The organism is Vibrio campbellii CAIM 519 = NBRC 15631 = ATCC 25920, assembly GCF_002163755.1.
Taxonomy (GTDB): domain Bacteria; phylum Pseudomonadota; class Gammaproteobacteria; order Enterobacterales; family Vibrionaceae; genus Vibrio; species Vibrio campbellii.
Genome location: NZ_CP015863.1, coordinates 542,983 through 555,948 on the forward strand (window position 1 = coordinate 542,983; position 12,966 = coordinate 555,948).

Genomic DNA, 12,966 nt, shown 5'->3' on the forward strand with positions numbered 1-12,966 from the left:
GCAATGGTTCGTATTGCAATCGCAGGAGCTGCTGGCCGTATGGGTCGCAATCTAGTTAAAGCATCACATATCAATCCAGAAGCATCCGTTACTGCTGGTTCTGAACGTCCAGAATCGTCTCTAGTTGGTGTTGATGTAGGTGAACTGTGTGGTGAAGGTAAGTTTGATGTCTTTCTGACGGATGATTTAGCCAAGGAAGTCGACAACTTTGACGTTGTAATCGATTTTACTGCTCCAGTGAGCACGTTAGCGAATCTAGAGCTGTGTAAACAACATGGTAAAAGCATTGTCATCGGTACTACGGGCTTTAGTGAAGAAGAACGTGACCTGATTGATGAAGCAGCAAAGCAAATTCCTGTTGTTATGGCTCCGAACTACTCTGTAGGTGTGAACCTAGTCTTTAAGCTTCTTGAAAAAGCAGCCAAAGTGATGGGCGATTACTGTGATATAGAAATCGTAGAAGCGCATCACCGTCATAAAGTTGATGCTCCGTCTGGTACCGCGATTGGTATGGGAGAAGCCATTGCTGGCGCGATGGGTAACAAACTGAGTGACGTTGCGGTATATGCACGTGAAGGTATCACGGGCGAACGTACCAAAGATGAGATCGGTTTTGCGACTATCCGCGCTGGTGATATCGTCGGTGAGCATACTGCAATGTTTGCTGATATCGGTGAGCGTGTCGAAATTACCCACAAAGCAACGGATCGTATGACCTTTGCTAATGGTGCTGTAAAGGCCGCAGTTTGGTTACATTCTAAACCAGCTGGCTTTTACACCATGACCGATGTCCTCGGGCTAAATGAGCTTTAAATACATAATTATTCGCCGGCGTAAGCCGGCTTTTTTGTATTTGAATAAAATTATGTAAATGAAATGAGTACGTGAGATGCGCGTGTTATCGATAGTTTGATTGGTTTTTTTGGGTGGTTTAACTATTTATTTGTTCGTAACCTCCAAAAGTGAGGGTTGATTTTGCCGGATGAACGTTTGCGCAAAAATCTCGTAAAATTTTGTGATCCGCAATAAGTTCAAATTTGTAAAATTCACAAAAAAGTCATGGTAAGTGGCATGTAGATAGGTAAAACTTACTTTTTTAGAGCTTTTTCTTTTGAAATGCCCTTACTTGCTAGAAAGTAATAATTTATTTTTCAATGTGTGTTGACAGTTTCCAAGTCCATCTTTAAAATACCGCCAATTTGTCAAAAATACCTGTTTATGTAAATAATCAAGGTAAAGGAAGGCAAATTTGCAGCTTAATTTATTTTTTATGCATTTTTATTCTGGAGGTTGTCTTGGGTAAATTAGCACTGTTAGTCCTAGAAGATGGGACAGTGTTCCGCGGTGTTTCCATTGGAGCAGATGGTATTTCCGTTGGTGAAGTTGTTTTTAATACCTCGATGACGGGGTACCAAGAAATTCTCACTGATCCTTCCTATTCTCAACAAATCGTTACTCTTACTTATCCTCACATAGGCAATACCGGAACCAATTCCGAAGACGAAGAATCTTCTTCAATCCACGCACAAGGCCTTGTGATTCGCGATCTCCCTCTTATCGCTTCTAACTTCCGTAATGAACAATCCCTTTCTGATTACCTCAAGTCGCAAAACATCGTCGGCATTGCAGACATCGACACGCGTAAGCTAACTCGTATCCTGCGTGAAAAAGGTGCTCAAAACGGTTGTATCGTAGCTGGTAACAACCCAGACGAAGCTTTGGCACTAGCGAAAGCAAAAGAATTCCCTGGCTTGAAAGGAATGGATCTTGCGAAAGAGGTTACAACAAAAGAAGCGTATCAATGGAAACAAGGTTCGTGGACGCTTGAGGGTGGACTACCAGAAGCGAAAGACGACAGCGAATTACCATATCACGTTGTTGCCTACGACTTCGGCGCAAAACGCAACATCCTGCGCATGTTGGTTGACCGAGGCTGCCGCCTAACGGTTGTTCCTGCTGAAACTTCAGCAGAAGAAGTTCTGGCTCTAAACCCAGATGGCGTTTTCCTATCAAACGGCCCTGGTGACCCAGAACCATGTACTTACGCGATTGAAGCGACAAAAGTATTCCTAGAAAAAGGCCTGCCAATCTTTGGTATCTGTCTAGGCCACCAAATCCTTGCGCTAGCATCGGGTGCACAAACAGTGAAAATGAAGTTTGGTCACCACGGCGCAAACCATCCAGTAAAAGATTTGGAGCGTAATGTTGTGATGATTACGTCGCAGAACCACGGTTTTGCAGCAGACGAAGCAACACTACCTGAAAATCTACGTGCTACTCACGTATCGCTATTTGATGGCTCTCTACAAGGTATTCACCGCACAGACAAGCCAGCATTTAGCTTCCAAGGTCACCCTGAAGCGAGCCCAGGTCCACACGACGCGGCACCGCTATTTGACCACTTTATCGAACTAATCAAAAAACACAGCGCTTAATTCGGAGTAGTAGATAATGCCAAAACGTACTGACATTCAAAGTATTCTTATTCTTGGTGCTGGTCCGATTGTTATCGGTCAGGCATGTGAGTTTGACTACTCTGGCGCACAAGCGTGTAAAGCACTGCGTGAAGAGGGTTACCGAGTTATCCTAGTAAACTCTAACCCTGCAACCATCATGACTGACCCAGACATGGCGGATGCAACTTACATCGAGCCAATCCAATGGGAAGTGGTTCGCAACATCATCGCGAAAGAAAAGCCAGATGCAGTACTACCAACAATGGGTGGTCAAACTGCATTGAACTGTGCACTAGACCTAGAGAAGCACGGTGTTCTTGAAGAGTTCGGCGTTGAGATGATTGGTGCGACTGCTGACGCAATCGACAAAGCAGAAGACCGTTCTCGCTTCGATAAAGCGATGAAGTCTATCGGCCTTGAGTGTCCACGTGCAGATACTGCAAAAACGATGGAAGAGGCTTACGCTGTACTCGATATGGTTGGTTTCCCATGTATCATCCGCCCATCATTTACCATGGGTGGTACTGGTGGCGGTATCGCATACAACAAGGAAGAGTTCGAAGAGATCTGTCGTCGTGGTTTGGACCTATCTCCAACTAACGAGCTTCTTATCGATGAATCTCTTATCGGTTGGAAAGAGTACGAGATGGAAGTGGTTCGCGACAAAGCGGACAACTGTATCATCGTATGTGCGATTGAAAACTTCGACCCAATGGGCATCCACACGGGTGACTCAATCACGGTTGCACCTGCGCAAACACTAACAGACAAAGAATACCAGCTAATGCGTAACGCATCTCTAGCAGTACTGCGTGAGATTGGCGTTGAAACTGGTGGTTCTAACGTACAGTTTGGTATCAACCCGAAAGATGGCCGCATGGTTATCATCGAGATGAACCCACGTGTATCTCGCTCTTCTGCCCTAGCATCGAAAGCAACAGGTTTCCCAATCGCTAAGATTGCAGCGAAACTGGCTGTTGGCTTTACACTAGACGAGCTAATGAACGACATTACTGGTGGCGCTACACCAGCATCATTCGAACCAACCATCGACTACGTAGTAACTAAGATTCCTCGCTTTAACTTCGAGAAATTTGCTGGTGCTAACGACCGTCTAACGACGCAAATGAAGTCAGTTGGTGAGGTCATGGCAATTGGTCGTAACCAACAAGAATCACTACAAAAAGCACTTCGCGGTCTAGAAGTTGGCGCGACAGGCTTTGATGAGATGGTTGACCTAGATGCGCCAGACGCACTGACGAAAATCCGTCATGAGCTGAAAGAAGCAGGCGCAGAGCGTATTTGGTACGTCGCGGATGCATTCCGTGCCGGTATGTCAGTAGATGGCGTATTCAACCTAACGCAAATCGACCGTTGGTTCCTAGTTCAAATCGAAGACATCGTTAAACTTGAGCAAGAGCTAAAAGCAAAAGGCTTCGCGGGTCTGAACAAAGACGAGCTAAACAAGCTAAAGCGTAAAGGTTTTGCTGATGCGCGCCTATCTAAGATTCTAGGTGTTGCGGAAAGCGAAATCCGTCGTCTTCGTGACCAGTACGACATCCACCCAGTGTACAAGCGCGTTGATACGTGTGCGGCTGAGTTCTCTTCTGATACGGCTTACATGTACTCATCTTACGATGACGAGTGTGAAGCGAACCCAACAGACAAAGACAAGATCATGATTCTAGGCGGCGGTCCAAACCGTATCGGCCAAGGTATTGAATTTGACTACTGTTGTGTACACGCATCGCTAGCACTACGTGAAGATGGCTATGAGACTATCATGGTTAACTGTAACCCTGAGACAGTTTCAACAGACTACGACACGTCTGACCGCCTGTACTTCGAACCAGTAACACTGGAAGACGTACTAGCAATCGCTCGTGTTGAGAAGCCAAAAGGCGTTATCGTTCAGTACGGTGGTCAAACACCACTGAAACTGGCTCGTGCACTTGAAGCAGCTGGCGTGCCAATCATCGGTACTAGCCCAGATGCAATCGACCGTGCAGAGGACCGTGAGCGTTTCCAAGTTGCAGTTGACCGTCTAGGTCTTCTACAGCCAGAAAACGCGACAGTAACGACGATGGAGCAAGCGGTAGAGAAATCTCGTGAAATCGGTTATCCACTGGTTGTACGTCCTTCTTACGTACTTGGTGGTCGTGCAATGGAAATCGTATACGACGAGCAAGATCTACGTCGCTACTTCAACGAAGCGGTAAGCGTATCGAACGAATCTCCAGTTCTTCTTGATAGCTTCCTAGACGACGCAGTCGAAGTCGATATCGATGCTATCTGTGACGGTGAGCGCGTGGTTATCGGCGGTATCATGGAGCACATCGAGCAAGCGGGTGTTCACTCTGGTGACTCAGCATGTTCTCTTCCTGCATACACGCTAAGCCAAGAAATCCAAGACGTAATGCGCGAGCAAGTTGAAAAGCTAGCGTTCGAGTTGGGTGTTCGTGGTCTGATGAACACGCAGTTCGCGGTTAAGAACAACCAAGTATACCTAATCGAGGTGAACCCTCGTGCAGCGCGTACAGTACCGTTCGTATCTAAAGCAACGGGTGCACCAATAGCTAAGATTGCTGCGCGTGTAATGGCGGGTCAATCGCTTGAAGCTCAAGGCTTTACGAAAGAAATCATCCCACCTTACTACTCAGTGAAAGAAGTTGTACTTCCATTCAACAAGTTCCCTGGTGTTGACCCACTGTTAGGCCCAGAAATGCGCTCTACTGGGGAGGTTATGGGTGTAGGTGCTACGTTTGCAGAAGCTTACGCGAAAGCAGAATTGGGTTGTGGCAACATTTACCCAGAAGGTGGTCGTGCACTACTGTCTGTTCGTGCAGGTGACAAAGAGCGCGTTGTAGACCTAGCGTCTAAGTTGACAAAACTTGGTTACCAGCTAGATGCAACACACGGTACAGCTGTCATTCTTGGTGAAGCGGGTATTAACCCACGTCTAGTAAACAAAGTACACGAAGGTCGCCCTCACATTCTTGACCGTATCAAGAACAACGAGTACACCTACATCGTAAACACGGCTGCTGGCCGCCAAGCGATTGAAGACTCTAAAGTTCTGCGTCGCGGCGCACTAGCTGAGAAAGTGAACTACACGACAACACTAAACGCTGCATTCGCAACTTGTATGGCACACACTGCAGACGCGAAGAGCACGGTAACTTCGGTTCAAGAGCTACACGCAAAAGTGAAAGCTAGCCTAGAAGCGTAATAGATAAAAATCAGTAAGCCCGAAAAATAGGGCTTATATGACAACCTCATTGCCCGCTCATTTGAGCGGGCTTTTTTGTTTGATTATGCAACTTGTTCTACTTGTTGATATTTTTATTTGTCTTCGATGCTCTCTACGACTCTGAGCTACTTCATAGTAAGAGGTGATAAAGCATTTTTAGGAGGGAGTATTCATCAAAAAATTGAAATACTCTTGAGAGTCAATTCTATTGGAAATGTAATTGATACATTTAACGTATCATTTCTTAGAACTTTCTAATTGATGAAAATGTGGAATAGGTTAGTGTCTTGAGTTTCCTTTTGTGCGTTTGCTTGGCAGTGCTATCGTTGCCTCATCTTAGTTACAAATATTTACAAGGACGCACAAGTGGAAGTTACGTTCGAAATCTTAATTGCCCTGTTTTTTGTCGCATCCGCTGCGGGATTTATTGATGCGATGGCGGGAGGTGGTGGCCTCTTGTCGCTGCCTGCTTTGTTGGCCGCAGGCTTAAGTCCTACTCAGGCATTGGCGACCAACAAACTCCAAAGCTCGTTTGGAAGCTTTTCTGCCAGTTGGTACTTTGTGCGTAATGGCATTGTTAGCCTGAAAGAGATGCGCTTAGCGATTCTATGTACCTTCATTGGCTCTGCTATTGGCGCAGAGGCTGTGCAGTTTATCGATGTCGGTGTGCTCACTAGTCTTATCCCAGTCTTGCTGATCGCGATTTCACTCTATTTTTTGCTCTCTTCAACTTCGAAAGCCGCGGAAGGGGAGCCAAAGCTCTCTGAAGCGATGTTCGCTTTGTGCGTTGGTGGCGGCGTGGGCTTTTACGATGGCTTTTTTGGTCCAGGTACTGGCTCTATCTTCGCGCTTTGCTTTGTCGCACTGGGTCACTTCTCTTTAGTTGATGCGACCGCTCGTACTAAGATTCTCAACTTCACCTCAAATATCGCGGCCCTGCTGTTCTTTATTCTTGCTGGCTTGCCTGTTTGGGAAATCGGTCTGACCATGGCTGTGGGGGGCTTTATTGGTGCTCAGCTTGGTGCCAAAGTAGTGGTGACCAAAGGCCAAAAGTGGATTCGACCTTTGGTGATTACTATGTCTATGCTGATGGCTGCGAAACTTCTCTGGCAACAACACCACCAATGGTTTCTATCACTGTTTTAACTCTTGGTGACTGATACACGTTTTGCCTAACGCAGATATGAATCGGTCGAATTAAAGATGTCAGTTGTTCGAACATAAAGCAGTGATGGTCAGGGATCTTTAACGCTCTAACGATCGATAACGGTATTAATGCTGGCGCTGCCCCTCCAAGTGCAAGTTGGGCTGCAGCAGTGTAGGCATCCATTTCCATCAATGGTTTGATGCCGATTTTCTCTAACGCAGGCAGTTGGTAGCTATTGGACGGGTTAGCTAAATCATTTGTGATGACTTTTTTCGGAAGTTCATTTAGTGGTTGATCACTAACGAGGAAAAAAGGTTCATCGCACAGATGAAAAGCCATCAAGCCGTGATGAGGTGGAAGCAAACCAGCGCAAAGCCCAATGGTCGCTTTACCGGATTGAACTCGCTCAACGATTCTAGGGCTGTGGTTGGTGGTTATGGTTAAGTACTGATCTTGCTTGAGGTAATCACCAATGGTTTTTCCAAGATAACCCGCAATAAGAGACTTTGAGCTATCGAGGGTGATTAATGATGTGTCCTCTAGCTCTTGCTGTTCATAAATAAGGCCACGTAACTCGTTAAAAGACGGGCCAATATTCTCGATCAAAGCCATGCCATCAGGTGTGAGTTTAATGGTTCTCCCCGAGGGTTCTACTAGCTTCTTTCCCAGTTTTTTCTCTAGGTTCGCGATACGTTTACTCACCGCAGATTGGCTGATATACAGCAAACTCCCAGTGCGACTCATTGTTTTCGCTTTGCTTAAAACTAATAGTGTTTCGATACCTTCCAGTAACATGTCTATCCATGAATGTTGGGAATAATAGACCTAATATAGCCAAGCTTGAGATGAGAAGCGATAGGTGATTTTACAAACAAAAAGAGCCGACGTATCAGTCGGCTCTTGTGCGTAAATTGATTCGTATCGATCAACGATTGATAGCAAAGGTTGGCAGTGACAAGTGCCAGCGAATCGCACCAAGGCGAATAATCAAGGTTGAGATGACACCTGCGAGTAGGGCGACTGAATGGTCGTGTCCCATACTCAATGCGGTTGTATGGAAAATACCACCGATGATACATGCGGTCGCATAGACTTCACTTCGCAGTACCATGGGTACCTCGCGAGCCAGCACATCACGGATAATGCCGCCACCGCAACCAGTGATAACGCCCATGATCACCGCTACCATGCCAGAAGCATTGTAGGCGAGAGCTTTCTCGACACCGATACCGACGAATACCGCCAAACCAATGGCGTCACAGACAGGTAGAACCCACCAAGGCAAGCGCTTAGGGCGACGAATGACAATCATGGTGAGCAGACAGGTGATGAAAATTACCCAAAGATAAGTGGTGTCAGTGATCCAGAAGACCGGGGTTGCGCCGAGCGCCATATCACGAATAGTGCCGCCGCCAATAGCTGTCACACTACCGAGTACGATCACACCGAAGGGATCCATCTTTAATCGGCCTGCGAGTAAAACGCCAGAAACCGCAAAGACAGCAGTACCGAATAAATCGATCATATAAAGCAGCATGGAGTCCATGTTACTTGGTACCTTTTAAACAAATTGTGGGGGAACAGAAATGGGACGGAAATTGTACGGGATTTCCAACGAAAACGTTAGCGTTTTTGCCGAACGGCTTCAAAGTGTTCACACACCTCTGTGATCGCGTTTAAGGTTCTTGGGGTTGGGCGGTTGATCCAATCTGAATGGAGTGACCAAACGTGGTTGTTCCTTAACGCAGGGATGTCGTTTTTCCACTCTGCCCACATGCCATCATTACTCATGGCATGGCGAGAGGCAAACAGGACTTCGGGTTGGCGAGTAATCACTTGCTCGATGCTGACTTGTGGGTAAGGGGCACTGCCTTTAGCAAAGATATTCTCGCCACCACAGAAGGTGAAGACTTCACTTGGCCAGTTCTTACCCGCAACGGTGATGATCGGTTTCTCACTTAATTGATAGAAGTAACTGACTTTATCCTCGGTATTGTATTTTTCTTTTAATGCTTCCAACTGCGCCCGGAATTCTGCGGCGGCTTTTTGCCCAACTTCTGGCTTCTCACTGTACTGGCTAAGTTGCTCAAGGTTCGTAGCGATATCTTCTAACGTTCCAGTGGTTGAGTAATAAATAGGAGTGCCAAACTGCTCAAGTTTTTCAAGTTCTTTGGCTGGATTACCTGCTGGCCAAGCGATAACCAAATCGGGTTGAAGGGCAATGATGCGCTCTAACTTGATGCCTTGATAGTTTGATACTTTCTCTAAGTCTTTAACTTGCTCGGGGTAGTCACTCATCTCGCTGACGGCAATCAGTTTGTCACCAAGACCTGCAGCATAGGCGATTTCTGTTGAGTGTGGTGCCAAGCTGATGATGCGTTGAGCTGGTTCATTGGCAAAAGAAGCAGCAGAGAAGATAAGAGGAAGAGCAAAGCAAAGTTTGTTCATCATAGTCCTTGATAAATGAGTCCGAGAATCAGGCTTTGGATAACGATCCAAACAAAAATACGCCACACAATGAGGGTTTGGATTTGTGCTAAATGAATAGCAGATGGTGCTATACGACCACCAATTTTAGCTCGTTCAGCTCTTTGACCTTGGTACAGCGCTGGACCGCCAATTGACAATTGAAGCTTGTTACCAATTGAGCACAACAACCAAGCCGGTCCTGGAAGTGGCCAAGACTTCGCTTGTTGAAGCATGGCAGTCGAAACACTCGATAGGTTTTTACCCATGCTAATGAACACGGCAAACAAGCGTAAAGGAACAATCTCCAATGCAGCCGTTAGCTGAATAGCAGGCTTACCAAAAGGTGAATACTGACGGCGACTTGGGGACCAAGCACGAGCTAACTCTGCTGTTAGGCGATACATTAATGCGCCAATTCCACCAGTAAATCCATACCAGAACAACACGCACACAACGTTACGTCCGTAACCCATGATGATGGTCTCTGCACCAGCTTTACCAATCCCAAGCAGTGATAAGCTCTCTGTATCTCGGTTAAGGTAAGGTTTTAGTAGTGCTCGGCACTGTGCTTTGTTCTCATTAGACATCGCAGTAACGAGTTGTTTCGCAAGTGATTCGTTGTTTCGCCAATCGAGAGCAATAAGCAGTAATGCCAGCTCAAATAAGGGCGCTTGCCAAACTAAAGGTTTCATCGCGAGCAGTAATATCAAGCAGGGTACAAGCATAAGAAACAATGCGAGTCCGCCAGAGAGAATGCTTTGTGAGTAGTTGTGGTTGTTATTAACTTTGTTCGCTAGTTGTTCTGCGAATTTATGCCACAAAGTCACAGGATGAGCTGCGTGAGGAATAGGGATTAATAAGTGGAATAGTAATGCGCCCCACATGACGAGAAGCGCACCATTGGCATAGAGCTGTTGAAATATTTCTTCCATGAAATTCTGGGGACTTACTTAGTCAGTTCCAACATTTTGAATACCATTTCTGAAGAGCTTTTCGCTGCTAGCGGTAGGAACTCTTCGAAGCTCATTGGTGATTCTTTGTCTGCTACGTCAGAGATAGCACGAACAACAACAAACGGTGTGTTGAATTGGTGGCAAGTTTGAGCGATAGCAGATGCTTCCATCTCTACAGCGATAACTGAAGGGAAATGTTTACGGATAAACTCTTGGCGTTCTGCTGTGCAAACAAACGCATCACCAGTACAGATCAGGCCGCGAACGGCGTGAGTGTTTTCCATCTGAGCCAGTGCTTTTTCAGCAAGGTCCATTAACTTCTCATCCGCTTTGAATGCCGCTGGTTGGCCTGCCATTTGACCCATTTCGTAGCCAAACGCAGTTACGTCTGCATCGTGGTGACGAACTTCTGTTGAGATTACAACGTCGCCTAGGTTTAGGCTTGAATCGAAGCCACCCGCAGAGCCAGTGTTGATAACCACATCTGGTTGGTACTCGTCTAGCAGAATAGTTGTGCCTACTGCAGCCGCTACTTTACCGATGCCAGATTGAAGCAGCACCACATCAACGTCGTTAATCTGACCAGAGAAAAACGTACAACCTGCTTTGCTTACTGTTTGGCAGTTTGTCATTGCTTCTTTCAGGATGGTGACTTCTTGTTCCATCGCACCGATGATACCAACTTTCATAACACTCTCTTTCGATAAAAATTTAAGTTGGCGAGAGTATACCACTCTGCACCAATATGTGGTCGTTATTTGATTAACTCAGCATTCGCCAACAGTGAACGTAATTGTTCGGCCCGCTTACGGTTCACGCCAAAGTCTGAATAGCCAACGCGAGATTCAGAACGAACAATAAGCTGGTCGCCTTCGATCTTAAGCTCTAAATCGTCCACAAAGCGCATTATTTTGGATGTGCATTCGATACGTAGGTAATTGTCTTCTTTAACGGCTGTCTTCGCACCTGGCAGTTCAAGCGCCACTTGCTCAATCGAATCGATGTTCGTGGATTCGGTTAGGGTGAATGGTGTTAGGTTGTATTCTTTACGCGTGTCTTGGGTGGAGACACAGTTTGGTTTGTCACCACAAGGTGATTGAGAACGATCCGTCATGGTTGTGACTCCTTGGCTACAAGCGGTTAAGCCGAGTAAAGTAATGGAAAGGAGAGCGGCTTTTTTCATTGGTTTTATCCCTTATCTTAGGAATTTAATTATATGTAATAAAAGAAAAAAGGATCCAATAGTAGGATCCTTTTTGAGACGTTAACAGTAATTAAACTTCAAGGTAATCGAGAATACCTTCTGCGGCTTTTCGACCTTCATCAATCGCGGTCACGACCAGATCTGAGCCTCGTACCGCATCGCCACCAGCAAAGATCTTTTTGTTGCTGGTCTGGAATTGGAACTCTTGTTTCGCAGGAGCTTTGATACGGCCCCATTGGTCCAACTCGACATCAAATGGAGCTAGCCAGTCCATTTTGTGTGGCTGGAAACCAAACGCCATAATAACGACGTCTGCTGGTAGAACGTGCTCGCTGCCTTCTACGGGTTCTGGACGGCGACGACCCGCTTCATCAGGCTCACCAAGGGCAGTTTTCACCACTTTGACCCCCGAGACCTTACCTGACGAATCGACTTCAATTCCTAAAGGCTGGAGGTTGAACATAAACTTCACGCCTTCTTCTTTGGCGTTTTTCACCTCGCGGCGAGAGCCGGGCATATTGGCTTCATCACGACGGTAAGCACATACCACGTTTGACGCGCCTTGGCGGATAGAGGTACGAACACAGTCCATTGCGGTATCACCACCACCGAGTACGACGACACGTTGTTTTGCCATGTCGATAAAAGGTTTGTCGTGCTCCAAGCCCATGACCTTGTAAGTATTTGAAATCAAGAATGGCAGAGCATCGTAAACGCCCGGCGCACCTTCATTTTCTAGTCCCGCACGCATGTACTTGTAAGTACCAACACCCAAAAAGACGGCATCGTACTCATCAAGTAGCTCTTGCATCTGTACATCTTTACCTACTTCGACATTCATCTGGAACTCTACGCCCATCTCGGTGAAGACGCGACGGCGGTTTTCCATTACGCCTTTTTCAAGCTTGAACGAGGGGATACCGAAGGTCAGTAGGCCTCCAATTTCAGGATAGCGGTCAAATACGACAGGTTTCACGCCATTGCGCACTAGGATATCAGCGGCTGCTAAGCCTGCTGGACCTGCTCCAATGATGGCCACCTTTTTATCGGTCCACTCCACCTTGGACATATCAGGTTTCCAGCCCATTTCGAAGGCTTTGTCGGTAATGTATTTTTCAACGTTACCTATGGTGACAGCACCAAAGTCCTCGTTGAGAGTACAAGAGCCTTCACATAGACGATCTTGTGGACATACTCGGCCACAAACTTCAGGCAAGCTGTTGGTTTGGTGTGATAGCTCAACGGCTTCGAGGATACGACCTTCATTGGCTAGCTTTAGCCATTGTGGGATGTAGTTGTGGACTGGGCACTTCCATTCACAATATGGGTTACCACAATCTAAGCAGCGATCCGCCTGCGCAGTCGCTTGTTGCTTGGTAAATGGTTCATAGATTTCAACGAATTCGATCTTACGCACTTTGATAGGTTTTTTCGCAGGATCTACGCGTTGAACATCGATAAATTGATAAACGTTCTGACTCATGATT

Annotated in this window: 11 protein-coding genes; 4 read left to right on the forward strand and 7 right to left on the reverse strand. The window is 46.4% G+C overall.

Annotated elements, in window-relative coordinates; all coding sequences use genetic code 11:
- Positions 1-3 precede the first annotated feature (3 nt).
- The 4 genes from dapB (at position 4) to A8140_RS02700 (ending at position 6,852) form a co-directional block, all read left to right on the forward strand.
- Positions 4-813 carry a 4-hydroxy-tetrahydrodipicolinate reductase gene (gene dapB, locus A8140_RS02685; protein ID WP_005425407.1) on the forward strand — a complete coding sequence of 270 codons (810 nt, stop codon included), beginning with the start codon at positions 4-6 and terminating at the stop codon, positions 811-813.
- A gap of 482 nt (positions 814-1,295) precedes the next feature.
- Positions 1,296-2,435, forward strand: coding sequence for a glutamine-hydrolyzing carbamoyl-phosphate synthase small subunit (carA, locus tag A8140_RS02690; protein ID WP_005528687.1), 1,140 nt, complete (start codon positions 1,296-1,298; stop codon positions 2,433-2,435).
- 16 nt (positions 2,436-2,451) lie between these two features.
- Positions 2,452-5,685: a carbamoyl-phosphate synthase large subunit gene (gene carB, locus A8140_RS02695; protein ID WP_005528685.1), complete on the forward strand. Its 3,234-nt coding sequence runs from the start codon at positions 2,452-2,454 to the stop codon at positions 5,683-5,685.
- Positions 5,686-6,072: 387 nt separating this feature from the next.
- Entirely contained in the window at positions 6,073-6,852 is a 780-nt protein-coding gene (locus A8140_RS02700; protein WP_005528682.1) for a TSUP family transporter, read from the forward strand.
- Here A8140_RS02700 and A8140_RS02705 read toward each other — a convergent pair.
- The 7 genes from A8140_RS02705 to A8140_RS02735 form a co-directional block, all read right to left on the reverse strand.
- On the reverse strand, positions 6,788-7,648 hold the full coding sequence (locus A8140_RS02705; RefSeq protein WP_005528681.1) for a LysR family transcriptional regulator: 861 nt from the start codon (positions 7,646-7,648) through the stop codon (positions 6,788-6,790). The genes A8140_RS02700 and A8140_RS02705 overlap by 65 nt on opposite strands.
- 130 nt (positions 7,649-7,778) lie before the next feature.
- Entirely contained in the window at positions 7,779-8,399 is a 621-nt protein-coding gene (locus A8140_RS02710) for a TRIC cation channel family protein (RefSeq protein WP_005436171.1), read from the reverse strand.
- Positions 8,400-8,476: 77 nt separating this feature from the next.
- A complete protein-coding gene (gene btuF / locus A8140_RS02715) occupies positions 8,477-9,301 on the reverse strand; it encodes a vitamin B12 ABC transporter substrate-binding protein BtuF (RefSeq protein ID WP_005528676.1) in 825 nt (274 codons plus the stop codon).
- Complete coding sequence (locus tag A8140_RS02720; RefSeq protein ID WP_005528674.1) at positions 9,301-10,254, reverse strand: cobalamin biosynthesis family protein; 954 nt, start codon at positions 10,252-10,254, stop codon at positions 9,301-9,303. Before A8140_RS02720 ends, btuF begins: the two co-directional genes overlap by 1 nt.
- A 14-nt stretch (positions 10,255-10,268) precedes the next feature.
- Complete coding sequence (gene mtnN / locus A8140_RS02725; protein ID WP_005528671.1) at positions 10,269-10,964, reverse strand: 5'-methylthioadenosine/S-adenosylhomocysteine nucleosidase; 696 nt, start codon at positions 10,962-10,964, stop codon at positions 10,269-10,271.
- A 65-nt stretch (positions 10,965-11,029) separates the two neighbouring features.
- Complete coding sequence (locus A8140_RS02730) at positions 11,030-11,458, reverse strand: DUF1499 domain-containing protein (protein ID WP_005528669.1); 429 nt, start codon at positions 11,456-11,458, stop codon at positions 11,030-11,032.
- Positions 11,459-11,549: 91 nt separating this feature from the next.
- A complete protein-coding gene (locus tag A8140_RS02735) occupies positions 11,550-12,962 on the reverse strand; it encodes an FAD-dependent oxidoreductase (RefSeq protein ID WP_005528667.1) in 1,413 nt (470 codons plus the stop codon).
- Between the last annotated feature and the right edge of the window lie 4 nt (positions 12,963-12,966).

What these genes read in the sequence shown, in the direction of transcription:
- dapB (WP_005425407.1), top strand. Translation starts at nt 4, where the DNA reads ATGGTTCGTATTGCAATCGCAGGAGCTGCTGGCCGTATGGGTCGCAAT.
- carB (WP_005528685.1), top strand. Translation starts at nt 2,452, where the DNA reads ATGCCAAAACGTACTGACATTCAAAGTATTCTTATTCTTGGTGCTGGT.
- A8140_RS02705 (WP_005528681.1), bottom strand. Translation starts at nt 7,648, where the DNA reads ATGTTACTGGAAGGTATCGAAACACTATTAGTTTTAAGCAAAGCGAAA.
- A8140_RS02710 (WP_005436171.1), bottom strand. Translation starts at nt 8,399, where the DNA reads ATGGACTCCATGCTGCTTTATATGATCGATTTATTCGGTACTGCTGTC.
- btuF (WP_005528676.1), bottom strand. Translation starts at nt 9,301, where the DNA reads ATGAACAAACTTTGCTTTGCTCTTCCTCTTATCTTCTCTGCTGCTTCT.
- A8140_RS02720 (WP_005528674.1), bottom strand. Translation starts at nt 10,254, where the DNA reads ATGGAAGAAATATTTCAACAGCTCTATGCCAATGGTGCGCTTCTCGTC.
- mtnN (WP_005528671.1), bottom strand. Translation starts at nt 10,964, where the DNA reads ATGAAAGTTGGTATCATCGGTGCGATGGAACAAGAAGTCACCATCCTG.
- A8140_RS02730 (WP_005528669.1), bottom strand. Translation starts at nt 11,458, where the DNA reads ATGAAAAAAGCCGCTCTCCTTTCCATTACTTTACTCGGCTTAACCGCT.
- A8140_RS02735 (WP_005528667.1), bottom strand. Translation starts at nt 12,962, where the DNA reads ATGAGTCAGAACGTTTATCAATTTATCGATGTTCAACGCGTAGATCCT.